This window comes from Actinomadura kijaniata NBRC 14229, from assembly GCF_001552175.1.
GTDB lineage: Bacteria > Actinomycetota > Actinomycetes > Streptosporangiales > Streptosporangiaceae > Spirillospora > Spirillospora kijaniata.
In genome coordinates, this window is sequence record NZ_BCQR01000068.1 from 24544 (window position 1) to 49289 (window position 24746).

Sequence of the window (24746 nt, forward strand, 5' to 3'; positions counted from 1 at the left end):
CCCGCCCGAGATCGCCATCGCTTTTTCCGGCCGCCCTAGCCTGGGTGGCATGACGGTTTCGTACGTGGTGACAGGTGGCGGCAGGGGAATCGGACGGGCGGTCGTCGAGCGCCTGGCGGCGCGCGGCGCGGTGGTCGCGATCGAACGCGACCCCGAGGCGCTGGACTGGGCGGACGGGCACCCCGACGTCGTCGCGGTCATCGGCGACGCGACGGCGGAGGACACCGCCGAACGCGCCGCCGACCTGGCCGAGGAGCGCGGGCCGCTGCGCGGCTGGGTGAACAACGCGGCGGTCTTCCGCGACGTCTCGGTGCACACCAGCCCGCCGTCGGAGGTGCTGTCCCTGATCAACGTCAACCTCGCCGCGCCGCTCACCGGCTGCACCACGGCGGTGCGCCGGTTCCTGGCGGCGGGCACGCCGGGCGCGATCGTGAACGTCACCTCCCACCAGGCCCGGCGCGCGGTCCCCGGCTGCACCCCCTACGTGACGGCGAAGGCGGCGATCGAGGGGCTGACCCGCGCGCTGGCCGTCGAGTACGGCCCGCGGGGCGTCCGCGTGAACGCCGTGGCCCCCGGCTCGGTCCGCACCGAGCGCTACGAGGAGCTCCTCGACCGGCTGGGCCCGGCGGAGGCCGGGCGGATCGAGCGCGAGATGGCCCGGCTCCACCCGCTGGGACGCGTGGCGCTGGCCACGGAGGTCGCCGCGACGATCGCCCACCTGCTGTCGGACGAGGCGAGCTTCATCAACGGCGCGACGGTCCCGGTGGACGGCGGCCGCTCGATCCTGGCCCAGGACCCCGAGGCCCACGACGTCTGACCGCCGCGAAGGGACACCTGCCGCGGGGCCGCGCGGTCGAGGGCCGGTCGCACACGTCGCGGACACCGGGCGGAGCCACCGGATCCGGCGGACGGTCCGGGCACGGTCTCCGCCGCCCTCTGTTATTACTGACCGCATCCGGTCGCGCACCCAGTGTTGCGAGCGACCGTTTCGTGTGCACGTTCCGTTACCGCGCCTGGCCACGGCCGGAACCCGCAGCGAAGGCCCCGTTCCGTGATCTGCTTCGGACGGCAGACCCTCGATTTATGGCCTTGTCATCACTTTCATGACTTCGAGTGAAGGCATAGGTTTCTGTCACGCGACCGGACGAGTCCGGATGCCGCACGACGAGGAGGGCGGAATGGCGCAGCAGGGTCCGTTCATGTTCATCCACGAGGTCACCGGCACCTATCTGGAGACCGACAACTACCACGACGGGGTCGGGGAGGCCATCCAGACCTGGAACCTCGACCCGCTGATGACCAACAAGGGGATGCTCGGCCACCTGTGGTACCTGGAGGAGCTCGCCGGCGACATCTTCCTGATCAGGAGCTACGAGAACGGCCGGTGCCTGACCGCCTCGGCGTACAAGGCGTCCGACTACCCCCGCCTCCAGGACCCGGCCAAGGACGACCCCAAGCAGCGCTGGCACCTGCGCCGGGGCCTGTACGGCGACCGGTCCGACAGCTACGCCGTCATCCCGGAGATCTATCCGGGCTACGCGCTGGCCCCGCTCGGCAACTCGCCGCTGAACAACGTCTACGTCGTCCCGGTCCGCATGTGGGGCGACACCCCCTCGCTGAACCATTACTGGAAGCGGGTCCGCCCGTCCGAAGACTGATCTCCGCCCTCCCCCTCTCCTTCTTTATCGAAGGGGCCGTACGACAATTCCCCGGAAATCATTTCCCGCTGCGGTGTCAGCCGCGATCGCCATGCCGGGAATCGCGCCGTCAGAAGGGGGAAGGGGCCCGCCCGGCACCGGCCCGGATGGGGTGTGGTGCCGGGCGGGCCCCTGCGCGGGGGCCGGGTGTGATGTCACGGACCGTGATCCGCGGGGGTCGGCCGGGGACTGGTCAGGTACTCGTTCAGGGCGCGGGCCTCCCGGAGGGCGTCCGAGTTCCCCTTCCGGGACGCCAGGGCCGCCAGCTCCGGGATCTCCGCGCGGGCCTCGCACCAGCGGGCCGTGCGCAGGCCCAGGGCGAGCAGCGGGGTGTGGGAGGCGGCGACGCGTTCGTGCGGAGCCGGGAGCAGGTCCGGGAGGGCGGCGGCGACCGTCTCCCAGACGGCCTGGTAGCCGCCCGCCTCGGCCAGGTCCTCCAGAGCGCGCGTCAGGCGGCTCATCCGGACGTCGCCGTTGCGGGCCCGCCGCGCCAGGGCCCGGCCCAGGAGCGCGGTGGGCAGTTCGCCGCGCGCGGCCAGGTAGGTCAGCGTCTCCCGGGCGGAACGGTCGCCCCGGTTCAGCAGGGTGACCAGGTCCCATGCGAGGACCTTGGCGAACGGCCCGTCGGATGAGGCCACCGCCGTCAGATCCGCGATCGCGGTGGGAAACGAGTCCAGGTGCGGAATCAGGTAGGCGGCGACGATGTCGGGGTGGGAGGGCAGCAGGTAGGGCCAGGACTCCATGCCCCACATGTTCGAGTGCCACGCGTAGCGGCCGCCGTCTCCGCGCAGCAGGCTGTTGAGGATGCCGTCGACCAGCGGCAGTCCCGTGGCGGGGGTGCGGAGTGCGATCTCCACGTGCCGGTCGCGCCGCCGTGTCCCGACCCTCGGCTGCGGCGGTCCATCCTGCGCCAGCCACCGGGCGGTGGTCCGGGCTGCGGCGGAGATCAGCTTCTCCGCGCGCCGGACGGCCTCGGCGGGCACGGCGGCGGGGAGGCGGAGAAGAGCCTGCTGGAGATCGGCCTCGCCCGGTTCCGCGCCCGCCGCCTCGTACCGTTCCAGGCGCTCGACCAGGGCCAGCGGGTCGATGTGGCCGGTCGGCTCGGTGGGCGTGGCCAGCAGGACCGGCGGGATCACTCCCCGGCCCAGCGGCGGCAGCAGTTCCGCGCAGCGGTGCAGGAGCAGCAGGTGCAGCGGGGCCGCCTCGCCCGGCCGGGGCAGGCGGGCGAGGGGATCGGCGGGAACGGGTCGGGTTCCGGCCAGAAAACCGACGATCGCCTTCAGCCAAGCGTAGGGGTACGACCACGTCGCAAGCCGGCTCAGGTACGCGTGGTCGTCGAGGTACGTCCGCGCGGCGAGGGCCTCGCGGAGGCCGTCGCGGTCCGTGCGGGCCAGGTGAAGGAGGCTCACCAGAAGGTGTTCGGTCCGCAGCCAGCTCGGGTCGGCCGCCTCGACAAGGTCGGCCGCCTCCTCAGCGCTGAGCAAACGGGTGAAGTCGGTCGGCTGTGCCCAGGTCACCGTGGTGGGGCGGGGCGCGGTGTCCGGGGTGAGGGGCGGCGGGGCCGGGTCGGGGTGGGTCGGCTCGCCGCCGAAGCGGGCCGCGACCTTCTGCCCCAGGTCGAACGGGAGCAGCCCCGTCGCCTCGCGGATCGGCGCCGGGTCGGTGACGGGGAGTCTGAGGGCGAGCGAGACGGCGCGCCTGCGGACCGTGGGCGAGTCGTGGGCGAACGTCTGGGCCAGGGCCGGGGCGCACTCGTCGGCCAGCGCCGGGTGGCGTTCGACGATCTCGGCCAGCCAGCTCAGCCCCTTGCCGACCAGGCCCGCCTCGGGGCGGAACAGCAGGGCGTCGAGGGCCTCGGTGAGGTCGAGCGGGTCCGGGACGTCGGGGTCGTCCAGTTCGCGGAGCAGCCGGAGGGCCAGCTCGGCGACCGGCACCGGGGCAGCCGGGAGCAGGCGCAGGTAGTCGCGGGCGCGGGCGGCGGTCCCGGCGCGGCGGGCCGCGGGGTCGGCCGCCTCCAGCTCGGCGTGCAGGGTGGCGAAGAAACGCAGCTCGCGGGCGTCCCCGCCGCGCAGGAAACGGCTGACGCAGCCGTCGAGCAGCGTGCGGCGGTCGACGCGTCCCTCGGCGGCGAACCGCTTGAGCTCGCGGACCCAGTACGGGCCGGAAGCCGCCCAGGAGGGGCTCTCCATCGCGGCGCCCACACCGTCCACCTCGAACAGGCGCGGCAGGAGGTGCGGCAGGAGGGGGTCGTCGGCGCTCGGCCCGCCGTCCCGCGCCCACCCGATGACCAGGGGGTCGTGGTCGGGGGGCGTGACGCCGGTCTGGCGCAGCAGCGCCAGCGCCAGGTCGAGGCCGGGCAGGCCGGGGAGGCTGAGCCGCAGGGTGAGGCGTCCGGCGAGGTCGGCGAGCCAGTCGGCGGGGCGGGTCCGCAGGACGCGCACGAGCCGGTCGGTGTCCTGGTGGACGGTCCAGCTCATGTTGAACTGGCGGCGGCCCAGCCACGTCGCGACGCCCGCCGCGCCGCCGATCGTGCCCGCCCCGGCCGCCCGGAACGCCGGAACGTACTCGTCGAACCAGGTGGCCCGGGCGAGGACCGTCCGGAGGTGGCCGGGAAGCTCCGTGGCGACCGCGCGGCGGTCCTCCTCCGGCAGGCCGACGACGATGGCCGCGACGCCGTCGGCCGACTTGGCCTCGATCTGCTTGCGAACGTCGTCCCAGGCGGTCACCGGGTCCGTCCTCTCAGGGCACGCGGGGCGGGGACGGCGGGGCGGGCGGGCCCGCCGGTGTGCGCGGCGGCCATCCGGGCGGCGAGGACGTGCTTGCAGGGGCCGCGCGAGCCGCGGTGATCGAACCACCAGTCGCAGGTGCACTCCCCGGTGGTGACGTGCACGCGTTTGGTGGTGCCGTTGGACGTCACCCGGGCCTCGTCTCCGTGGACGCGGACGGACCCGGAACGGACCAGCGCCCGCGCCGCCGCCAGCCGGGGGCTGGGCACGGGGTCGTAGGGCAGCTCGCGGTGGAAGTGGCTGGCCTCGGCCAGGTCGTAGCCGACGCGTCCCGCCGTGCCGAGCCAGGTCAGGGCCGTGCGCACGCGGGAGGCGGACAGGCCCGAGCGGTCCGCCAGGTCGCCGACCTCGATCGTCGGGTCGAACTCCAGCAGCGCGCCGACCAGGTCGGCGTCGGCCGCGCCGTCCGCCTCGGCGAGCCGGGACAGCGTCGCGCCCTCGCCGGAGAAGCCGCGCGCCGGGCGCGGGGAGACGACCAGGGTGTAGCGCATGCCGGGAAGCTCCAGCTCCCAGGCGGTCGAGCCGCCGCCCCGGCCCGCGTAGACCCGCAGGGAACGGGCGAAGCGCAGCAGCGGGTGCAGCGTGGCCAGCCGGCCCGGGCCCTGGAGTTCGACGCCGTGCTCGGGGATCTCGGCGCGCGCGTTCGCGGCGCGGGGCAGGGAGCGCAGCAGGCGGGCGGCGTGCAGGCGTGGCAGCTCCGCCACCGGGTCGAGCCGGGAGGCGATCACCTGGACCTCGCCGAAGCCGCGGATCCAGCGTTCGGGCAGCGGGACCTTCTTCTCCACGACCGCGCCGTCCAGCGTCGTGACGGTCAGCTCGTCGGGGCCGACGCCCAGGTGGAGGGGGTCGTGGCGGCCGACGCGGGCCAGCGCCTCGCGGAGCGGGCCGTTGACGTCGACGTTGGTGGTGCCGCGCGCGAGCACCTCGCCGTCCAGGCCGCCCGCGAGGACGTCGAGCCGCGCGTACACGCCACCGCAGGAGGAGAACGACTCCAGCCGCAGCCGGTCGCCGTTGCAGGTCACCACCGGGTCGCGCATCCCGCCGCCCTCGCGGGGGCGGTGGTAGCGCGCCTTGGCGACGTCGGCGAGGGCCAGCAGGCCGGTGGCGGCGACGGCGGGCTCGGTCACGACGCCGCTGAAGAACCGCGGGTGCGCGAGCGGGCCCGCGGTGGACTGGCCGCCGGAGGTCTCCAGGGCGAGAAGGCCGTCGGTGAGGGACGAGGGGGCCGCGTAGGCGTACGTCACGCTCGACATGCCCGGGACGGTAGTTCCGGGGACCGACAGTTTCCCGCCGCCTCCCGCCGCGGCCGGGTCAGCGCACCGGGTCAGCGCACCGGGTCCAGGTGCACCAGGGGCATCGGCTGGCTGCCGGGGCCGTCCGGGAGGGTGTCCGGGCCGCCGCAGAGGGCCTGCTCGACGTGGGCGCGCAGGGCGTTGTCGATCGGGTGGACGACGGGGCGACCCGCGCCGTCGAGCCGCTGGTAGCCGGTGAGGTTCCAGCCGACCGCGAGCTGGCGTTCGCCGTCGGGGCCGCTCAGGACGCGGGTCCCGGCGCCGAACACCGCGCCGTCGTGACCCCAGAACGTCCCGCACGACAGGTCGAACGCCGCCAGCCCGAGCCCGTACCGGAACGCGGTCGTGCCGTCGGTCGCCGGAACGGTCCGCCGCATCTCCGCCAGGCTCCGCGCGTCGAGCAGCCTTCCCCGGAACAGGGCGCGCTGGAAGCGGGTCAGGTCGTCCATGGTGGAGGCGAGCGCCCCGGCCGTCCAGGCATAGGACATGTCGTAGTCGCTGTAGTCGCGGGGCGGGGTGAGGCCGCCGTACAGCCCTTCGTAGGCGCGGGCGTGCGGCGACCTCAGCCGCGGCTGCCGGGGGAACGCGGTGTGCCGCAGCCCGGCGCGGCGGATCACGTCGCGGGTGATGACGTCCTCGGCGCGTTCGCCGGTGACCTTCTCCAGGACGCGGCCCGCGATGAGGGTGTTGGTGGTCGAGTAGGACCAGCGCTCGCCGGGGACGCCGGTCGGGGGCGCGGACACGCCGTGGTCGATCAGCCGGTCGACGTCGGCGCGGCGGCGGCGGCCCGCGTCCAGGCTCGCCGGGGAGCGTTCGGTCAGGGACGGGAACGTGGCGTGCCGGTGGTCGGCGACGCCGCTGGTGTGGTCGAGCAGCATGCGGACGGTGACGCGCTGGCCCCGGTCGTCGGGGAACAGGTCGGGCAGGTGGGCGGCGACCGGGTCGTCCAGCCGCAGGCGGCCCCGCTCGGCCTGCCGCAGGACGGCGACGGCGGTGAACATGGCGGTGACGTCGCCGACCCGGTGGGTCAGGCCGGGCTCGACGGGGCGGCGGGTGCGCACGTCGGCGACGCCGGACGCGCCCTGCCAGCGTTCACCGCCCGCGCGGACCGTGGAGTACAGGCCGTACATCCCGGTCGCCCGCGTCGCCTCCAGGGTGGCGCGCAGCCGGCCCGGGTCGAGGGTCGCGGGGCGTTCGGCGGCCGGGGCGGCGGCCGGGGTCGGGCCGGGCAGGTGGGCGCGCGCGGCCGGGCCACCGAGCGGGGCCGTCACGAGGGCCGTCACGAGAGTGGCCGCGAGCGCCAGTCGTCCCGGCGTCCCGAACCGGCTCATCCGCATTCCACCGCTCCCCTGCCGCGCCCCACCGGCCGCCCGCGTGCGGCCGTCCGATCGACGGCGCGTCCTCGACCAGCATTGTCCACGGTGCCGGGTGTGTTCGACACACGATCGACATGACTGTGTCCTCCTCGTATATCCGGGGTGTCGGGGGGTGGTCAGCCGAGCAGCCCGGCCAGGGCGCGGCGGCCGGCGGGCCGGCGCAGCTTGGCCATGCCCTTGGCCTCGATCTGGCGGATGCGCTCGCGGGTGACGCCGAACCTGCGGCCGACCTCGTCCAACGTCTTCGGCTCGCCGCCGGCCAGCCCGAACCGCAGCGCGATCACGTCCGCCTCGCGCTCGGTGAGGGTGGCGTCCATCACCCGGTCGAGCTCGGCGCGCAGCAGGGACGCCGCGACGACGTCGGAGGGGTCGGGGGCGTCGGTGTCCTCGATGAGGTCGCCGAGCTCGCCGCCGTCGGCGTCGTCGCCGATCCGGGCGTGCAGCGACACCGGCTCGGCGGACTGGCGGCGCAGCCGCTCGATCTTGGCGGGGGGCAGTTCGAGCGCGGCGGCCAGCTCGGCGGTGGTGGGCTCGCGGTCCAGCTCCAGCACCAGTTCCCGCCGCGTCCGGTTCATGCGGTTGACGACCTCCACCACGTGCGACGGCAGCCGGACGACGCGGCTCTGGTCGGCCAGGGCGCGGCCCAGGGACTGCTTGATCCACCAGACGGCGTAGGTGGAGAACTTCAGGCCGCGCCGGTACTCGAACTTCTCCACCGCGCGGATCAGGCCGAGGTTGCCCTCCTGCACCAGGTCGGTCAGCGGCAGCCCGCGCCCGGCGTACCGCTTGGCGAGCGAGACGACCAGGCGGAGGTTGGCCTCCACCATGTGCGCCTTGGCGCGGTGGCCGTCGGCGGCGATCCACTCCAGGTCGGCGCGGTCCTCGTCGGCGAGCCCGGCTCCGCCGTCGAGGCGCTCCCGGGCCAGCAGGCCCGCCTCGATGCGCTTGGCGAGCTCCACCTCCTGCTCGGCGGTCAGCAGCGGGGTGCGGCCGATGCGGGCCAGGTAGTCCTTCATCGTGTCGGCGGAGGCGAGGACGTTGGTCAAGTGGGGTCCTTTCGTGGAGGGCGGGGGTGGCGGGGGCGGATCAGCCGCGGCCGGGGACGCGGCGGGGGCGGACGGTGCGCGGCGGCGGAACGTCCCGGCGCGAGCGCCGCGTGTCCCGCTCGGCGCGGTGCGGCCCGGCGCCTGGGAAGGCGGTGGGGCGGGCGGCACGGTCGAGGATCGCGCGGAGGTCGGCGTTCAGGGGGGCTCCTTCGGAGGGGGACGAGTGGAGGACGCGGGAGGAGGGGCGAGGGTTCACAGGGGCTCCTTCGTTCGGCGTGATGACCTAAACTTAGGACGGACCTAGAAGTATGTCAACAACAAATTTAGGTCGAATCTGTGGCACACTGGTCCCATGACCGAGACGAAGATGGGGCTGCGGGAGCTGAAGAAGGCCCAGACCAGGGAGAACATCTCCCACAACGCGACCCGGCTGTTCCTGGAGCGCGGGTTCGACAACGTGACGATCGCCGACGTCGCGGCGGCCGCGCAGGTGGCCAAGATGACCGTGACGAACTACTTCCCACGCAAGGAGGACCTGGCCCTCGACCTGCACGACGTGTTCGTGGGCATGCTCGCGCGAACCGTGCGGGAGCGGGAGCCCGGCGAGTCGGCGCTGGCGGCGCTGCGGCGGGCGTTCCTGGCGGCGGTGGCGGCGCACGACGCGGTGATCGGGTTCTCCGGGGAGCCGTTCGCCCGGATGATCACCGAGAGCCCGGCGCTGGTGGCGCGGCTGCGCGAGTTCCACGACGAGCGCGAGGCGGTCCTGGCGGAGGCCCTGGCCGAGGAGACCGGCGCGGGCCCCGAGGACATGCGGCCGAAGGTGGCGGCGGCCCTGCTGGGCGGCGTCCACCAGGTGCTGTTCGAGGAGACCCTGCGCCGCACGATCGCGGGCCGGACGCACGAGGAGATCGCCGCGGCGCTGGCGCCGGCGGCCGAGGAGGCGTTCGGGCTGCTGGAACCGTCCCTGGGCGGCTACGCGATCCGCTGAGGGCACCATCGGACCGGCCGCCTCGTTGTCCCGGAAGATCATCGAACCGGGAACCGAACGGAGCGCGCATGAGCACCGGTGTCCGCCTGATCCGCCACCCCGACCTGGCTCCGTCCGTCGAGTACGCCTACGCCTCGACCGTCGACGCCCCGGTCCGCTCGGTCTGGGTGGCGGGCGCGTGCCCGCTGGACGCCGACGGCCGGACGGTCGCGCCCGGCGACTACGCCGCGCAGGCCCGCCAGGTGATGGAGAACCTCCGGGTCGCGCTGGAGGGGGCGGGCGCGGCGCTGACCGACGTCGTCAAGACCACCGTGTACGTCGCCTCGTCCCGTCAGGCGGACCTGGTGGAGGCGTGGAAGGTCTACCGCGAGCACATGGGCGGGCACGACGTTCCCAGCACGCTGCTGGGCGTGACCGTGCTGGGCTACGCCGACCAGCTCGTGGAGGTGGAGGCCGTGGCGGTGCTGCCCGCCTGACGGGGCGGTCCGCCTGACGGGGCGCGGCCCCGTCAGGCGGACCGGGCGTCAGCCGAGGACCAGCAGCAGATCGCCCGCCTGGACCTGGCTCGCGGGCGGGACCGCCAGCCGGGTCACCGTGCCCGCGGCCGGGGCCGTGATCGCGGCCTCCATCTTCATCGCCTCGATCGTGGCGACCACGTCCCCGGCCGCCACCGTGTCGCCCTTCGCCACGCGCAGCGTGACCGAGCCGTCGAACGGCGCGGCGACGTGGCCGGGATCGCCGGGGTCGGCGCGCTCGACCGGCGGCGCGTCGGACACCACCGAACGGTCGCGGACCGACAGGGTGCGCAGCTGGCCGTTGACGGTGCAGATCACCTGGCGGACGCCCGCCTCGTCGACGTCGCCGACCGCCTCCAGGGCGGCCAGCACGCGCACGCCCGGCTCCAGGTCGAACGCCACCTCCCGCCCGTTCCGCAGCCCGTACAGGAACGCGCCGGTCGGCAGCAGCGACAGGTCACCGTAGGCGGCGCGGGCCTCGCGGTACTCCTTGGCCGGGCCGGGGAACAGCAGCCGGTCGAGCGTCTCGCGGACGGCCGGGCCCGCCAGCGCCTTCTCCTCCTCGCCGGTCAGCTCGGCGCGCGGCGGGGTGTGGCTCCGGGTGCCGAGCGCGCGCGACCGGAACGGCTCGGGCCACCCGCCCGGCGGGTCGCCCAGCTCGCCCGCCAGGAACCCGATCACGCTGTCGGGGATGTCGTAGCGCTCGGGCTCGGCCGCGAACGCCTCGGGGTCGGCCCCGGCCGCGACCAGGTGCAGCGCCAGGTCGCCGACGACCTTGCTGGACGGCGTCACCTTCACCAGGCGGCCCAGGATCCGGTCGGCGGCGGCGTACAGGCGTTCGATCTCCTCGAACCGGTCGCCGAGGCCGAGCGCGACGGCCTGCTGGCGCAGGTTGGACAGCTGGCCGCCGGGGATCTCGTGCTCGTAGACGCGGCCGGTCGGCGACGGCAGGCCCATCTCGAACGGCGCGTAGAGCCTGCGCACCGCCTCCCAGTACGGCTCCATCGCCGTCAGCGCGTCCAGGTCGAGGCCGGTGGCGCGGTCGGTGTGGTCGGTGTGCGCGACGATCGCCTGCAACGGAGGCTGGCTGGTCGTCCCCGACAGCGGGGCCGCCGCGCCGTCCACCGCGTCCACGCCCGCCTCGACCGCCGCCAGGTAGGTGGCGAGCTGGCCGCCCGCGGTGTCGTGGGTGTGCAGGTGCACGGGGAGGTCGAAGCGTTCGCGGAGCGCGGTGACCAGCGTGCGGGCGGCCGGGGCGCGCAGCAGGCCCGCCATGTCCTTGACGCACAGGATGTGCACGCCCGCCTCGACCAGCTCCTCGGCCAGGCGCAGGTAGTAGTCGAGCGTGTAGAGCCCCTCGGCCGGGTCCGACAGATCGCCGGTGTAGCAGAGGGTGCCCTCCACCAGCGCGTGGGTCTGGAGGACCGCGTCGATGGCGGGGCGCATGCGCTCGACGTCGTTCAGCGCGTCGAACACCCGGAAGATGTCCACGCCCGTGCGCGCCGCCTCGGTGACGAACGCTCGCGCCACCGAGTCCGGGTACGGCGTGTACCCGACGGTGTTGCGGCCGCGCAGCAGCATCTGGAGGCACATGTTGGGCGCGGCCTCGCGGATCGCGGCCAGGCGGTCCCACGGCGACTCGCCGAGGAAGCGCAGCGCGACGTCGTAGGTGGCCCCGCCCCACGCCTCCAGCGACAGCAGTTCCGGGGTCGTCCTCGCCAGGTGGGGGGCGGCCTTGACCAGGTCGTAGGTGCGGACGCGGGTGGCCAGCAGCGACTGGTGCGCGTCGCGGAACGTGGTGTCGGTGACCGCCAGGGCCCGCTGCGCGCGCAGCCGTTCGGCGAACGCCCTCGGCCCCAGCTCCAGCAGCAGGTCCCGCGAGCCCCGCGGAAGCGGCCCGTCCGGCAGCGGCGGCAGCTTCACCGCCGGGTCCAGGTCGGTGGGCGCCTCGCCGTGCGGTTTGTTGACGGTGACGTCGGCCAGGTACCGCACCAGCCGCGTCGCCCGGTCCCCCGAGGAGCGCGCCGTCAGCAGCTCGGGATGGTCGGCGATGTAGGAGGTCGTCACGCCGCCCGCGCGGAAGTCCGGCTCGTCCAGCAGGGCCTGGAGGAACGGGATGTTCGTCGCCACGCCCCGGATGCGGAACTCCGCCACCGCCCGCCGCGACCGGCGCACCGCCTCCTCGAACGTCCGCCCCCGGCAGGACAGCTTCACCAGCAGCGAGTCGAAGTGCGGCGACACCACCGCGCCCGCGTGCGCCGTCCCGGTGTCCAGCCGCACGCCCGCGCCGCCCGGCGACCGGTAGGCGGAGATCTTGCCGGTGTCGGGCCGGAAGTCGTTGGCCGGGTCCTCGGTGGTGATCCGGCACTGCACCGCGAAGCCCGAGACGGTCACAGTACTCATTACGCCGCCCGAACCCACCTCCTGCGCGATTCCCAGGTCGGCCAGGGTCTCGCCGCCCGCGATCCGCAACTGCGCCTGCACCAGGTCGACGCCGGTGACCTCCTCGGTCACGGTGTGCTCGACCTGGATGCGCGGGTTCATCTCGATGAACACGTGCCGCCCCCGGTCGTCCACCAGGAACTCCACGGTCCCGGCGTTGACGTAGCCGATCTCGCGGGCGAACGCGACGGCGTCGGCGCACAGGCGCTCCACCACGGCCGGGTCCAGCCGGGGCGCGGGCGCGACCTCCACGACCTTCTGGTGGCGGCGCTGCACCGAGCAGTCGCGCTCGCGCAGGTGGACGGTGTGGCCGGCGGCGTCGGCCAGGACCTGCACCTCGATGTGGCGGGGCCGGTCCACCGCCTGCTCCAGGAACACCGTCGGGTCGCCGAACGCGCTGGCCGCCTCGCGCCGCGCCGTCGCGACCGCCTCGACCAGGTCCTCGCGGCGGTCCACGCGCCGCAGCCCGCGCCCGCCGCCGCCGGCGGCGGCCTTCACGAACAGCGGGAACCCGACCTCGTCGGCGGCGGCCAGGGCCCCGTCCTCGGAGTCGAGGGTCGCCGACCCCAGCACCGGCAGGCCCGCGCGCCGCGCCGCCGCCACCGCCTCGATCTTGTTCCCGGCCAGGCGCAGCACGGCGGCCGGCGGCCCGACGAACGTCAGCCCGGCGCGTTCGCACGCCTCGGCCAGCTCCGGGCTCTCCGACAGGAACCCGTAGCCCGGGTAGACGGCGTCCGCGCCGACCCGCAGCGCGGTGGCGACGATGCCGTCCACGTCCAGGTAGGCGCGGACCGGGTGGCCGTGTTCGCCGATCTCGTACGCCTCGTCGGCCTTCTGCCGGTGCAGCGAGAAGCGGTCCTCGTGGGCGTAGACGGCGACGCTGGGGATGCCCAGCTCGTAGGCGGCGCGGAAGGCGCGGACGGCGATCTCCCCGCGGTTCGCGACGAGCACTTTGGTGATCAAGATGCGGCTCCGGGAGTGGTGGATGGTCATGGGCGCGCACACGGACGGCCTCCCGGGCTCGCCGTCGAGCGCGTCCGACCTCCCGCACGGGCGTCGTCCTCGTTCGGTACCTACCCCGGCGGGCGGGCGGCGCCCGGCCACCGGACCGGAGAAAAACCGTCGCGATCACCAGAACGGAAGGATCTCCCGAAAATTTCACCTGGCGAAAGCCGGACCGGCCGTCCGCGCCCCGGCCGCCGGCCCTTGATCGACATCTCTCTCAGCGAACGCGGTCGCGCCACCCGAGGGGCGCGTGGGGCCATGGAAACCAGGGTGAGAGGCGTGTTCCGGCGACGCGCCGGATGTCGTGGGCGTCTGCCGTGGACGGCCTGTCGACTCTCCGGACGCCATAGGCTGTTCGCTCCTGGTTCTAGGGGGATTGGAGGGGATCGCGGTGCGGCTGCCGGAACACCTGGAATTGCTGGTCACCGACGAGCCCTACTTCGATCTCTACGCCCACGGCCCCTGGCGGATCCCCGACGGGCTGTACGACGAGATCCGCGCCCGCATCGACAAGCTGATCACCGATCCGCGGGCCTCGGAGCTGACCACCGACGCGCACCCCCTGCTCAGCTCGCCCGCCAACCTGGTGCTGGGCGACCTGACGCTGGTCGTCGACTTCCTGTACGGGGGCTCGGCGCTGTACTCGGGGTCGCACTCGCTGCTGTACTACCAGTTCTTCAACCGCTACCTGCGCGAGCCGGAGGACCCGGTGCGCCCGGCGGGCAGCTGGGGCGTGGCGACCGGCGCGTTCCGGCCGCTGGAGTGGCTGGAGGAGGCCCCCGACAAGGAGCTGGCCCTCGCCCTGGCCCGCGAGTCGCTGGACGTGCTGGAGGGGCTGGAGCCGTTCGAGCGCCGCCGCCAGGCCCTGATCAGGCTGTACGACGACCCGCCGCCGGACCTGGACATCGACGCCCCGCTGGAGGACCAGCGCCGGACGTGGCTGGCGCACGCCTCCGACGAGATCGTCGCCGACCTGCCCGAGCTGGCGGGCCCGATCGGCTACCTGGAGTGGATCGTCGGGGGGCTGCTGCCGGTCCACGAGCGCCTGGCCGCGACCGCCCGCAACGACGAGAGCGTTCCCGAGCTGCTGGTCCACCTGGTCGCGCAGGCGGGGCTGGAGCACGTCCCGGCCGAGCTGGGCGTGGTGCTCGGCGAGGACCGCTACGGCGACCTGCTGGAGCGGTTCGACGCCGAGCGGCAGTCGTTCAACGCCGACACCTGGTACAACCGCACCCGCAGCTGGCTGTCGCGCGCCCTGGTCGCGGGCGAGGCCGACGCCTGCCGCGGCTGGCTGGACATGGCGGCCCGGTTCACCGGGGCGTTGCAGGGGCTGCCGCACGACGCCCGCTCGCCCGAGCTGGACTGGATCCCGGTCGCGGCGTTCCAGACGGACCTGCGGCGGCTGTTCACCCCCCGCCGCGCGATCGTCAACCCGCTCGCCGCCGACGTCGCCAAGGCCGCGCCCCGCACCCGCAGGCCCCGCGCCGTCGAGCCGGGCGCGGGCATCGTCGGCCAGCCCGAGGTGACCGCCGCGCTCCAGCGGATCGCCGCCGACCAGAGCCGCCCCGTCCGGCTGATGATCGTCGGGCCGGACGGCACCGGCAAGCGCGACGCCGCCCAGCAGATCGCCCAGCTGCTGGAGGAACGCCTGATCAGCTCGCCGCCGCTGTGGCTGTCGGCCGACTTCTTCGCGGGCAAGGACATCGCCGCCGCCACCCTGCACCTGTACAACGACGCCCGCGACTCGGCGGGCAGCCGCCTGCTGGTCATCGACGGGCTGGACGAGCTGGCCCGCGACCCGCGCGGCGGCGAGGCCGTCCTGGAGGAGCTGCACCGCGCGCTCGACGTCCAGGACACCCTGCACGTGGTGGCGCTGTGCGAGCCGGGCGGCGACGAACGGGTCCGCGAGGTCAACCCGGCCCTGATGCTGCGGCTGGAGGTGGCGCACACCCGGCCGTTCACCGCCGAGGGCCACGCCGAGCTGTTCGCCCGCGCGCTGCGCGACCGCGGCGCGCGCGCCCACAAGCACGCCCTCACGGCCGCCGGGAAGCTGCTGGCCACCGCGCCCGCCGTCCGCAACCTCCGCAACGCCCGCCTGGCGCACCTGCTCGCCGAGCAGGTCGTGGAGACGGTCCGCGAACGCACCGAGCCCGGCTCCGAGCTGGTCGTCAAGCGCGCCGACATCCCCGCGACGTTCGACGTGGCCGGCGCGCCCGGCGACCCGATGGCGGACCTGTCGGCGCTCACCGGCCTGCACACCGTCAAGCAGGAGATCGAGCTGGTCGTCGCCGCCGCCCGCGCCGAGAAGATGCGCCGCGACGCCGGGCTGGCCACGGTCTCCCCCAGCCGCCACCTGATCTTCACCGGCAACCCCGGCACCGGCAAGACCGAGGTCGCGCGCCTGCTCGCGCGCTTCTACAAGGGCCTCGGCGTGCTGTCCTCCGGCCACCTGGTGGAGGTGTCGCGCAGCCACCTGGTCGGCCAGTACCTCGGCGAGACGGCCGCCAAGACCCGCGCGGTGGTCCGCCGCGCCGTGGGCGGCGTGCTGTTCATCGACGAGGCGTACGCGCTCGCCCAGTCCGACCTGGACGAGGACTACGGCGCCGAGGCCATCGCCGAGCTGGTCAAGCTGATGGAGGACCACCGCGACGACCTCGTGGTGATCGCCGCCGGCTACGACAAGGAGATGCGCCGCTTCATCACCGCCAACCCCGGCCTGGCCTCCCGGTTCCCGACCACGATCCGCTTCCCCGACTACACCGACGCCGAGCTCATCGAGATCTTCGCGTCGATGACGGCGAAGACGGGCCTGGCCCCCGACGACGCCGCGCGCGCCAAGCTCTCGGACCTGCTGCGCCGGGCCCCGCGCGGGCGTGCGTTCGGCAACGCCCGCCTGATGCGCAACCTGGCCGAACGCGCCACCGCCCTCCAGGCCCGCCGCCTGTCGGCGGTCAAGAAGCCGTCGGAGGCGGAGCTGACGACCCTGGCGGCCCCCGACATCCCCGACTCGCTGACCGGCGCGATCCGCACGGCGGTGCCCACCGACCCGATCACGACGCTGGACGCGCTGGTCGGCCTGCGCGAGATCAAGGCGGAGGTCCACCGCCTGGTCGCCGAGGCCCGCACCGCCGAGCTGCGCCGCACGGCGGGCCAGCCCGCCGTCTCCCCGACCCGCCACATGGTGTTCACCGGCGCCCCCGGCACGGCCAAGACCACGGTCGCCCGCCTCATCGCCGCCGTCTACGCCGACCTCGGCCTGCTGTCCTCCGGCCACCTGGTCGAGGTGGGCCGCGCCGACCTGGTGGGCCCCTACCTCGGCCAGACGGCCCCCAAGGTCCAGGCGGTCGTCGAGCAGGCGATCGGCGGGGTGCTGTTCATCGACGAGGCCTACTCCCTGATGGGCGACGCCTACGGCCAGGAGGCCGTCGCGACCCTGGTGAAGCTGATGGAGGAGTACCGGGGCGACCTGCTGGTGATCGCGGCGGGCTACGAACGCGAGATGGCGGCGTTCCTGTCGGCCAACCCGGGCCTGGAGTCCCGCTTCCCCAAGCGCCTGCGGTTCCCCGACTACTCCGACGCCGAACTCGTCGAGATCTTCAGCCATCTGGCGACCTCCGAGGGCTTCACCCTCGCCCCCGACCTGTCCCCGGCCCTGCGCGCCCTGCTGCGCACCACGAGCCGCGGCCCGACGTTCGGCAACGGCCGCCTGATGCGCAACCTCCTGGACACCACCATCGCGACCCAGGCCCAGCGCCTGACCCGCCCCGACACGAACCCGACCCCGGACGAGGTCATGACCCTGACCGCCGAGGACCTCCCCCGCACCCTCGACAAGGCCACCCGCTCCCCGGGCCACTACCTGTAGGGAAGCGCCTCTCAGGAGGCGCGGGCGCGGATCTCGTTGACGAGTTTCTGCATCGTCTTCCTCTCGCCGGGTGGGCCGGTGAGCTGCACGTCCACGGCCGTGTCGGGCTTGGCGCCCCTCGCCGAGGGGAAGACGTGGCTCATCGCGACGCGGATCGCCTGTTCGCCGTCGAGCTCGCCCTCGACCTCGGCGTACATCGTGGTGTCGTCGATCCGCTTCCAGTCCTCGTCGTCGATCACGATGTCCTTGCGCAGGGTCCTGCGCTGCTTCTCGTCGCAGGGGCCGGGGCACTTGCGGACGGCGACCATGCCGCCGGCGCCCCGGCCGGTCGGCGGGAACGTGCCGCCCTCGTCGCGGCAGATCCAGCGGGAGTCGTACGGTTTCCGGTCGCTGCGCATGCACCCCCAGGTCCCGGGCGCGTCGAACTCGAAGGGGAACCCGCCCAGTTTCATGCGGTACTTCTTCTCGCCCTCCCCGTAGGTGGGGCCGGCGACGGGGCCGGGCGGGCCGTCCTTCGCCGGGGTGGGCGAGGGCGCGGAGGAGGACGGCGGGGACGGCGGGGACGACGGCGCGGTCGGCAGCGCGACCGGTCCCCCGCCGGACACGATGCTCCGCGCCGCGAACACGCCCAGCAGGAACAGGGCCACGACCCCCACCACGGTCACGCCGACGACGGCGGGCGCGGGCATGCCCCGCGGCGCTTCGGGCGGGGGGTGGAACGGCGGCGGCACGAGCCCCCGGTCGGGGCCGCCCGACCAGTGCGGCGCGAACGCCGGGCCCGCCCCGGGCGCGTTCGGCGAGGTCAGGGTCGCGGCGGCGAGCAGCTTCAGCAGCGGTTCGACGGACGCGCCGGGGTCGTGGCGCACGGCGGCCCAGGCGACCGGGGCGTTCGGCGCGGAGCCGAGGAGGTCCAGCCTCGCGGACTCGGCGGCGAAGCGTTCGCGGACGGCCGGGTCGTTCGCGGCGGCGGCGCCCAGCACGGCGATCGCGACCGGCGCGCCGGTCCCGTCCGCGCCGAGGAACACCACCCCGGCCTCGCGTTCGGCCAGCCGCGCCCTGACCTGGAACGTCCCCAGCAGTCTCGGATCCGTCACCCGCAACGGCTCTTCGCCAGGCTCCACCCGTCGCCTCCCTCCGTCGGATACTTGAACGAGCGGGACGTCCCGATCACTCCCCCAGTTCCGTCAGGGCGGCGCGGAGAACGCGGACGACGTCGCGCTCGGCGGAGCGGCCGGTCAGCTCGACCGTGACGAGGTGGTCGCGGGCCATGCCCGCCCCGTGGGCCGTCCCCTTCTCCGTCCAGGTGTGGGCGTCGAGGCCGGGAACGGCGCGGACGGCGTGGGCGCGGCCGTCCTCGGCGTACCGCTGGGGGTAGACGCGGCGCTGGTACCCGACGGGCTGCGGGTCGACCTCGACCGTGAGGCGCCTGCCGCGCTGCCAGAGGCAGCCCTCGCCGTGCGCCGACCGGTCGCGGGGACGGGCGCCGGGGACGAGGCGTTCGGCCAGGTCGGCGGGGACGAGCGAGCACGGCGGGACCCGGGGCGGCAGGGGCGGCGGCAACCGGCAGCCGCAGGCCCGCCCGTCGGGGAGGGCGAGGAACAGGAGAGGGGCCAGGACCGCGGTCAGCGCCGCGGCCGCCCCCATCCCCTTCCGCCTGGCGGATGCCGTGTTCACCATGGGCGCGCTCCGGGGGGGTGGGGCTGGGTCGCCGGGTTGGACGGGCGGGGCGGGGCTTTCCGTTCCGGTCCGGCAGGAAACGGTTAGTCTCAAGCAGACGCATCAGGCTCACCCCCGCGCGTTCCTCACGGATCGGGAGGCCGCCATGCCGCGTCGGCGCAGCATCGCCGCCATCGCCGTCGTCACGGCGACCGCGCTCGTCCTCCCTTCCTGTAGCGCCGTGTCGCGGCGACCGCGCACGGTCAGCGCCGACCACCTCACGACGTCCCTCCCGCTCTCCGTGCCCGTCGACCGGGGACCCGCTCCCGGCGGCCTGCGGCTGGTCGGCTCCGTGGACACGCCGGTGGAGGGGAGCACGCCGGTCGGCGCCGGGCACAGCGTCGTGGACGGGCAGCTGTTCGTGGCCACGCCCCGGGGGCTGGTCGCGCACGACGCCGGGACCGGCTCCGAACGCTGGCACTACCGCGAACCGGGCCGCGCCCTGGCCGCCTACGCCGTGACCGGGGGTGTCGCGCTGGTGATGACGGGCGTTCCGCGCACCGGGGTCACCGTCCCCGACCGGTGGACGGCGCTGGACGCGACGACCGGCGGGCTGCTGTGGGCGCGGGCCGTCCGGGGGGTGCCGCTGCCGCTGGCGTTCGACAGCCCGCGGGCGGGCATGGGCGGGGTCGTCCCCGTCGCGGTGGACGGTCGGGTGCGGGGAGTGGACGCGCGCACCGGCCGGGTCCGCTGGACGAGCGGCCCGGTGGGAACACCGGACTGCCGTTCCACCTACGCGGCGGGCGACGACGTCCTGACGCTGGTCACGGCCGTCTGCCGGAGGAGCGTGCGGTTCCTGGCGATCGACCCGGTGACCGGGCGGGAACGCTGGCGCCGCGCGATCCCCTCGAACGCCAACACGCTGCTGTCCTCTCCCGTGCGGCGCGGCCTCACCCTGCTCGGCGTCGGCGACGAGCGGCTGCTGGTCACCGCCGACGGACGGGAGCTGCTGCGCGCCGGCCGGTCCCGGTTCTGCGAGGACCGGTGCGAGATGGCGGTGGGCGACGGCCACGCCGTGCTGGCCGACTTCAAGCACCTGCACACCGTCGACCTGCGGACCGGGGAGCGGCGGACGCGGCCCACGAACAGCCCGTACTACGCGCTGACCGTGGCGGGCGGCAGGTTCTACGGGCTGCGCAGGACCCTGGCGGCCCCGCTGCTGCCCGCCGTGCTCGACGTGGTCGATCCGCGGGACGGCGCGGTGACCGCGACGCCGATGCCGTTCACCATGGGGCCGGGCTCGCTGACGGACTCGCAGGTCGAGGCGGTGTGGGTGACGGGCGACCGGGTCTTCGTCACCGAGTTCTACCGGGACGGCGAGGCCGGTGAGAAGGGCCTGATGACCTCGGCCGTCGCGGCGGTCCCGCCGGGGAGGGGGCCGCCGGAGCTGGGCGGCGTCCCGCCGGGGGCGTGGCCGGACGCGTGCGGGCTCGCGCCCGGCCACCGGCGGGCCGGACCGGGCCTGGACGTGCGGCTGGGCGGGGAGACGCTGCGGCGCGTCCGGTGCTCGGTGCGCACCGCCGCCGACCCCCTGCCGATCCAGGTGACCGTGCTGTGGGTCGCCCGGTCGGCCGGGGAGGCCGACGACTTCCTGCCGGAGGGCGAGCAGGTCCCGGCGGTCGGCGACGAGGTCGTGGAGACCGACGAGCCGGACCGCAGGGTGGTCATGCGGTCCGGCCGGTACCTGGTCGCCTTCGACGCCCGGCTGCCGCGGAGCGCGCCGCTGGCCCGCGCGATCCACGACCGCCTGCGCGACCACTGACCGCGTCCGGGTCAGCGGCGGGCGCGCAGGTGCAGGAAGGCGAGGATGAGCACCGCCAGGGTCGCGCCGACGGCCATTCCCACGCCGAACCCCGCCGTCAGGTCGCTGGTGAGGACGAGCGCCACGATCACGAGCAGGTAGACCGCCGCGAAGGCGTAGAAGCGCCTGCTCCAGAACCAGCGGCGCGCCGGTGTCTCCGGGACGTCCGCCAGCGCGCCGAGCGGCCCCTCGGACGCGGCCAGGGGGCGCTTGAAGTAGGCGAAGTAGGTCCAGGTGCCGCACGGCTCCCAGCCGTCGGGGGCCAGGCGTTCGGCCAGGGCCCCGGCGCGGCCGGGCCGGACGGTCTCGCGGCGGTACTCCCAGCGCAGCGGGCTCTCGGCGTCGCGGTGGCTGACGAAGCGCCCCAGGCCGTCGATCCGCTCGACCTCCCAGCCCTGGCCGCCGTAGCGGTTGAGCAGGGCCACGTCCTGGAACGCGTCGGCGGTCCACACCCAGGTCTCGGCGGTCGGGTCGCTCTCCGGCCCGGGGCCGGGGTGGGCGTCGGGGGCGAGCCGGGCGGCGAGGTCGGCGGCGTCCCCGAGCTCCTCGCGCGGGTCGGCCCCGGACTCGGCGACGTGCCCGGCCAGCTCCTCGGCGGTGGCGGCGGCGCGGTCGGCGGGGACGCCCCGCTCGCGCAGCCGCGCGGTCAGGACCTCGAAGTACTCGTCGGTGGTCACCGGACGCCTCCCTTCGCCAGGACGGAACGGACCGACCCGTCGAAGGCGAGCCACAGGGAGCCCTGCTCGGCGAGGGTGTCGCGGCCCCGCTGGGTCAGGCTGTAGTAGCGGCGGCCGGGGCCGCGGTCGGCGGCGCGGAACTCGGCGGCGACCAGGCCCGCCTCCTCCAGCCGGTTCAGCACCGGGTAGAGGGTACCGCCCTTGATCTCCCCCAGCCCGGCCCCGGCGAGGGACTTGGCGATCTCGTACCCGTAGTTCTCACCCTCGGTGAGGCTGGCGAGGACCAGCAGGTCGAGCACGCCCTTGAGCCAGCTTGAACGGCGGTCGGCAGCCATGCGGGAGACCCTAGCCGCTCTGCGCGACCGGCCGGGGCCCGGCGGCGGGCGCGGGGGTCAGGACCAGGCCGCGCACGTCGATCAGGATGTGCACCAGGACCGGCAGCAGCAGGCTGCCGGTGCTCAGGTACATGGCGGTCAGCGCGTAGCCGGGCAGCAGGGTCATCAGCATGTTGCGCCACCCCTGGTAGGCGTGGGCGACCGCGAACAGGGCGAGCGCGATCCCGGCGGCGACCTGGACGGACACGCCCAGCACGCCGACGAACAACGCGATCAGCACGCCCCGGTAGACGAACTCCTCGCAGATCCCGGCGGTGACGGACATGGCGAGGCCGAGGCGGCGTTCGCGGGCGTCGCGGGGCAGCAGCTCCGCGACCCCCTCGGTGCCGGGCACGGCCCTGCCCCTGGCGGCCATCCGGCGGCCGACCAGCACCATCAGCGGCAGGACGATCGCGAGGCCGACGAGCATTCCGGCGATCCGCGCCGGGTCGCCGGGCCACGTCAGCCCGATGTCGCCGGGCGCGACGCCGGGCGAGACGACGACGGTGAGCGCGCCGAGCGCGGCCAGGCTCCAGGAGGTGGCGATCCAGAGACGGTAGAGGCGCACCAGGGCGCGCGGGTCGCGGTCCCGGTCCCGCCGCAGCCGCGCGTAGGACCGCCGGCCGAGCAGCGCATCGCCGACCGTGACCTGGGCCAGCAGGGGCACGGCGAGGGCCAGCCCGAGCGTGGAGAACTCGGGGTCGATGTGCAGCATGCCGCCTCCTCGGGGCCGGGGGTTCCTGAGCTACCTAGACGCTAGAGCAAGCTATGTAGAAATACAACCTAGGTAGCGATGGCGGCTCCGGGGCCGGAGGGCGCTGGGCGGTTCATCCAAGTTGACCGAGAAAAAGAACGTTCGCTCGGAATAACGCGCGGACTCTTGCAGTTGCAACGAAATGTGCAACCCGCACCTCAGTGGGAAGCATGTCCACCACCGATCCCAGGAGGTACCTGATGCCGAGCAGCATCCCCCGTCCCCGCCCGCACACCGGGCACGGACTCGTGCGGACCCGTTCGCTGCGCGCCCTGGCCGTGGCGGCCCGTCTGGAACGCCACCACGCCCCGGAGGGCCCGCCGGGTGCCGACGGCCGGGCGGAGCACCGCCCCGCGCGGCGGACCCCCGACCCGGCCTGACCCCCGACCACGCCACCGGTGGCCCCGCGACTCGGCTTCCGGGCGGCATCAACGCATGACAGGCACCGGTGTGACGACGGGCGGGTGCGGAACCGGAGTTCCGCACCCGCCCGTCGGCCGTCACGGCCCCCTGAAAGGACTACCCTTCCCCGACCAATAGTCTGGAAAACCTCAGAGGTGTAGGCGACGGGAAGGCACCGGTGTGACCGACAGGACGATGCCGGACGCTCACCCCCTGCGGTCGGGCGATCCGACGCGGCTGGGCGCGTACGAGATCCTGGGACGGCTCGGCGAGGGCGGCCAGGGATCGGTCTTCCTGGGACGGCGCGCGGCCGCCGCCGGCGGGACCGGCGGCGGGCCCGTGCGGGTCGAGTATGTCGCGATCAAGCTGCTGCACGCCGGGCTGACCGGGGACGACGCGGCGCGCGCCCGGTTCGTCCGGGAGCTGGAGGTCGCCAAGCGGGTCGCCCGGTTCTGCACCGCGCAGGTGCTGGACGCCGACGTCGAGGGCGACCAGCCCTACATCGTCGGCGAGTACGTGCCGGGACAGTCGCTGTTCCGGCTGGTGCAGACCGAGGGGCCGCGCACCGCCGGGGCCCTGGAGCGCCTGGCGATCAGCACGCTGACCGCGTTGATCGCGATCCACCAGGCCGGGATCGTGCACCGCGACTTCAAGCCGCACAACGTGATGATGGGCCCGGACGGCCCCCGCGTGATCGACTTCGGGGTGGCGCGGGCGCTGAACGCCGTCGGCGAGACCCAGAACGTCGGCACCCCCGCCTACATGTCGCCCGAGCACTTCACCGGCGGCGAGGTCGGCCCGGCCTCCGACATGTTCGCCTGGGGCACCACGATGGTGTTCGCGGCGAACGGGTGGCCCGCGTTCGGCAACGACGACATGGCCGCCGTCATGCACCGCATCCTCGCCGGCGAGCCGAACCTCGGCGACCTGCCCAGCCCGCTGCGCGAGGTCGTGCTGGCGTGCCTGGCCAAGGAGCCCACCCAGCGGCCCAGCGCCCGCGGGGCGCAGGAGATGCTGGTCAACGCCGCCACCGGCACGTCCCCGGCCGACGGCCCGGGCCCGCTGCCGGGGCCTCCGCCGCCGTTCCCCGGCCCGTTCCCGGGCGTGTCCGCCCCCGAGGCCACCCCGCTGGACGCGCCCACGCCGATCGGGCCCGCACCGATCGGGCCCGCACCGATCGGGCCCGCACCGATCGGGCCCGCACCGGTCGGGCCCGCACCGGTCGGCGCGTTCGCCGGTCCCGAGGCCGTGCACGGCACGACCGCCCCGCAGCCCCCGGGACCGGTGCCGGCCGCCCCGCCCCGGCGGCGCGGTCGCCTCGTGCCCGTCGCGGCCGCCGTCGCCGTCACGGCGGTGCTGGTCGGCGGCTCGGTGTGGGCGGCGACCGGCCGCTCCGACGACACCCCCGACCGGCAGCGGACCACCGCCGCCGACCAGAACGGCGACGTCCCCGGCGGCGGCACGCTGCCGGGCGGCGGCCCGCAGCCGTCCAGGTCGCGCGGCAAGGGCGACGGCAAGGACACCGGGAACGGGTCGGAGAAGCCGAAGGGCGAGGAGTCCGGGAAGCCCCGGAAGAAGCCGGACGGCGAGGGTTCCCGGCCTTCGGGGTCCCCCAAGCCGCCCGCCGAGCAGCAGCCGAACAAGTACACGCCGCAGCAGGCGTGCGGCGGCGGCTACGGGGTGCTGCGCTCGATGCCCGTGTCGGGCGGCACCGCGTACCTGCTGTACAACAACACCAAGGGCTCCAACTGCGCCGTCACGATGAAGACCCGCGACGCGGGCAGGCGGACCCCCGTGTCGGTGTGGATCCAGAAGCAGGGCGGCGGCCAGGTCACCGACAGCGGCTCGTTCGAGTGGTACGCGGGCCCGGTGTACGTGTCGGCCCGCAAGGTCTGCGTCCGCTTCGGCGGCAACGGCCGCACCTCGGCCTGGGGCAACTGCGGCTGAGCCCCGGCCGGCGGGGTGATGCCGCGGGCGAGCCCCACCGGGCGGGTCGCGAAGCGATGCCGT

General features: G+C 74.8%; 19 protein-coding genes. 8 read left to right on the forward strand and 11 right to left on the reverse strand.

Annotated features, from left to right (window positions below; all coding sequences use genetic code 11):
* Positions 1 to 49: 49 nt before the first annotated feature.
* Both AKI01S_RS21925 and AKI01S_RS21930 read left to right on the forward strand, forming a co-directional pair.
* Positions 50 to 817, forward strand: coding sequence for an SDR family NAD(P)-dependent oxidoreductase (locus AKI01S_RS21925; protein WP_067820989.1), 768 nt, complete (start codon positions 50 to 52; stop codon positions 815 to 817).
* Positions 818 to 1178: 361 nt separating this feature from the next.
* A complete protein-coding gene (locus AKI01S_RS21930) occupies positions 1179 to 1658 on the forward strand; it encodes an RICIN domain-containing protein (protein ID WP_157420002.1) in 480 nt (159 codons plus the stop codon).
* A gap of 194 nt (positions 1659 to 1852) precedes the next feature.
* Here AKI01S_RS21930 and AKI01S_RS21935 read toward each other — a convergent pair whose 3' ends face one another.
* The 5 genes from AKI01S_RS21935 to AKI01S_RS21955 all read right to left on the reverse strand — a co-directional run bounded on the left by AKI01S_RS21935 (position 1853) and on the right by AKI01S_RS21955 (position 8453).
* Positions 1853 to 4423 (reverse strand): DUF7824 domain-containing protein, encoded by a 2571-nt coding sequence (locus tag AKI01S_RS21935; RefSeq protein WP_067820994.1) that lies wholly within the window; start codon positions 4421 to 4423, stop codon positions 1853 to 1855.
* Positions 4420 to 5736, reverse strand: a complete 1317-nt coding sequence (locus AKI01S_RS21940) for a hypothetical protein (RefSeq protein ID WP_084000022.1) — start codon at positions 5734 to 5736, stop codon at positions 4420 to 4422. Before AKI01S_RS21940 ends, AKI01S_RS21935 begins: the two co-directional genes overlap by 4 nt.
* 71 nt (positions 5737 to 5807) lie before the next feature.
* Positions 5808 to 7106, reverse strand: coding sequence for a serine hydrolase domain-containing protein (locus AKI01S_RS21945; RefSeq protein WP_218009768.1), 1299 nt, complete (start codon positions 7104 to 7106; stop codon positions 5808 to 5810).
* 161 nt (positions 7107 to 7267) lie between these two features.
* On the reverse strand, positions 7268 to 8197 hold the full coding sequence (locus tag AKI01S_RS21950) for a sigma-70 family RNA polymerase sigma factor (protein ID WP_245681726.1): 930 nt from the start codon (positions 8195 to 8197) through the stop codon (positions 7268 to 7270).
* A gap of 40 nt (positions 8198 to 8237) precedes the next feature.
* The gene (locus tag AKI01S_RS21955) at positions 8238 to 8453 is read right to left on the reverse strand and encodes a hypothetical protein (protein ID WP_067821002.1); all 216 of its coding nucleotides are present in this window, start codon (positions 8451 to 8453) and stop codon (positions 8238 to 8240) included.
* 96 nt (positions 8454 to 8549) lie between these two features.
* On the opposite strand from AKI01S_RS21955, the gene AKI01S_RS21960 reads away from it, so the two are divergent.
* Together AKI01S_RS21960 and AKI01S_RS21965 are read left to right on the forward strand one after the other, a co-directional pair.
* Positions 8550 to 9185 (forward strand): TetR/AcrR family transcriptional regulator, encoded by a 636-nt coding sequence (locus AKI01S_RS21960; protein ID WP_067821005.1) that lies wholly within the window; start codon positions 8550 to 8552, stop codon positions 9183 to 9185.
* A 68-nt stretch (positions 9186 to 9253) separates the two neighbouring features.
* Positions 9254 to 9661 (forward strand): RidA family protein, encoded by a 408-nt coding sequence (locus AKI01S_RS21965; protein ID WP_067821008.1) that lies wholly within the window; start codon positions 9254 to 9256, stop codon positions 9659 to 9661.
* A gap of 48 nt (positions 9662 to 9709) precedes the next feature.
* Here AKI01S_RS21965 and AKI01S_RS21970 read toward each other — a convergent pair whose 3' ends face one another.
* On the reverse strand, positions 9710 to 13105 hold the full coding sequence (locus tag AKI01S_RS21970; RefSeq protein WP_157420003.1) for a pyruvate carboxylase: 3396 nt from the start codon (positions 13103 to 13105) through the stop codon (positions 9710 to 9712).
* Between the two features lie 433 nt (positions 13106 to 13538).
* On the opposite strand from AKI01S_RS21970, the gene AKI01S_RS21975 reads away from it, so the two are divergent.
* Positions 13539 to 17012 carry an AAA family ATPase gene (locus AKI01S_RS21975; protein WP_157420004.1) on the forward strand — a complete coding sequence of 1158 codons (3474 nt, stop codon included), beginning with the start codon at positions 13539 to 13541 and terminating at the stop codon, positions 17010 to 17012.
* Positions 17013 to 17023: 11 nt separating this feature from the next.
* Here AKI01S_RS21975 and AKI01S_RS21980 read toward each other — a convergent pair whose 3' ends face one another.
* Both AKI01S_RS21980 and AKI01S_RS21985 read right to left on the reverse strand, forming a co-directional pair.
* A complete protein-coding gene (locus AKI01S_RS21980; RefSeq protein ID WP_067821017.1) occupies positions 17024 to 18106 on the reverse strand; it encodes a hypothetical protein in 1083 nt (360 codons plus the stop codon).
* 73 nt (positions 18107 to 18179) lie between these two features.
* Entirely contained in the window at positions 18180 to 18689 is a 510-nt protein-coding gene (locus AKI01S_RS21985) for a hypothetical protein (protein ID WP_157420005.1), read from the reverse strand.
* Positions 18690 to 18834: 145 nt separating this feature from the next.
* Between AKI01S_RS21985 and AKI01S_RS21990 the strand changes: the two genes are divergently transcribed.
* Positions 18835 to 20490 carry a PQQ-like beta-propeller repeat protein gene (locus AKI01S_RS21990; RefSeq protein ID WP_067821023.1) on the forward strand — a complete coding sequence of 552 codons (1656 nt, stop codon included), beginning with the start codon at positions 18835 to 18837 and terminating at the stop codon, positions 20488 to 20490.
* Positions 20491 to 20501: 11 nt separating this feature from the next.
* Here AKI01S_RS21990 and AKI01S_RS21995 read toward each other — a convergent pair whose 3' ends face one another.
* From AKI01S_RS21995 to AKI01S_RS22005, 3 genes are read right to left on the reverse strand one after another with little or no spacing between them, the layout of a single operon-like run.
* Entirely contained in the window at positions 20502 to 21206 is a 705-nt protein-coding gene (locus tag AKI01S_RS21995) for a hypothetical protein (protein ID WP_067821026.1), read from the reverse strand.
* Positions 21203 to 21541, reverse strand: coding sequence for a PadR family transcriptional regulator (locus AKI01S_RS22000; protein ID WP_067821029.1), 339 nt, complete (start codon positions 21539 to 21541; stop codon positions 21203 to 21205). The genes AKI01S_RS21995 and AKI01S_RS22000 overlap by 4 nt, the downstream gene beginning before the upstream one ends.
* A 10-nt stretch (positions 21542 to 21551) precedes the next feature.
* A complete protein-coding gene (locus AKI01S_RS22005; protein WP_067821032.1) occupies positions 21552 to 22295 on the reverse strand; it encodes a CPBP family intramembrane glutamic endopeptidase in 744 nt (247 codons plus the stop codon).
* A gap of 239 nt (positions 22296 to 22534) precedes the next feature.
* On the opposite strand from AKI01S_RS22005, the gene AKI01S_RS22010 reads away from it, so the two are divergent.
* Together AKI01S_RS22010 and AKI01S_RS54310 are read left to right on the forward strand one after the other, a co-directional pair.
* The gene (locus AKI01S_RS22010; RefSeq protein WP_067821035.1) at positions 22535 to 22714 is read left to right on the forward strand and encodes a hypothetical protein; all 180 of its coding nucleotides are present in this window, start codon (positions 22535 to 22537) and stop codon (positions 22712 to 22714) included.
* 202 nt (positions 22715 to 22916) lie between these two features.
* Positions 22917 to 24683, forward strand: coding sequence for a serine/threonine protein kinase (locus tag AKI01S_RS54310; protein WP_067821038.1), 1767 nt, complete (start codon positions 22917 to 22919; stop codon positions 24681 to 24683).
* The last annotated feature ends 63 nt before the right edge of the window (positions 24684 to 24746 follow it).

What these genes read in the sequence shown, in the direction of transcription:
- AKI01S_RS21990 (WP_067821023.1), top strand. Translation starts at nt 18,835, where the DNA reads ATGCCGCGTCGGCGCAGCATCGCCGCCATCGCCGTCGTCACGGCGACC.
- AKI01S_RS21960 (WP_067821005.1), top strand. Translation starts at nt 8,550, where the DNA reads ATGACCGAGACGAAGATGGGGCTGCGGGAGCTGAAGAAGGCCCAGACC.
- AKI01S_RS21925 (WP_067820989.1), top strand. Translation starts at nt 50, where the DNA reads ATGACGGTTTCGTACGTGGTGACAGGTGGCGGCAGGGGAATCGGACGG.
- AKI01S_RS21945 (WP_218009768.1), bottom strand. Translation starts at nt 7,106, where the DNA reads ATGAGCCGGTTCGGGACGCCGGGACGACTGGCGCTCGCGGCCACTCTC.
- AKI01S_RS22000 (WP_067821029.1), bottom strand. Translation starts at nt 21,541, where the DNA reads ATGGCTGCCGACCGCCGTTCAAGCTGGCTCAAGGGCGTGCTCGACCTG.
- AKI01S_RS21930 (WP_157420002.1), top strand. Translation starts at nt 1,179, where the DNA reads ATGGCGCAGCAGGGTCCGTTCATGTTCATCCACGAGGTCACCGGCACC.
- AKI01S_RS21940 (WP_084000022.1), bottom strand. Translation starts at nt 5,736, where the DNA reads ATGTCGAGCGTGACGTACGCCTACGCGGCCCCCTCGTCCCTCACCGAC.
- AKI01S_RS21985 (WP_157420005.1), bottom strand. Translation starts at nt 18,689, where the DNA reads ATGGTGAACACGGCATCCGCCAGGCGGAAGGGGATGGGGGCGGCCGCG.
- AKI01S_RS22005 (WP_067821032.1), bottom strand. Translation starts at nt 22,295, where the DNA reads ATGCTGCACATCGACCCCGAGTTCTCCACGCTCGGGCTGGCCCTCGCC.
- AKI01S_RS22010 (WP_067821035.1), top strand. Translation starts at nt 22,535, where the DNA reads ATGCCGAGCAGCATCCCCCGTCCCCGCCCGCACACCGGGCACGGACTC.
- AKI01S_RS21965 (WP_067821008.1), top strand. Translation starts at nt 9,254, where the DNA reads ATGAGCACCGGTGTCCGCCTGATCCGCCACCCCGACCTGGCTCCGTCC.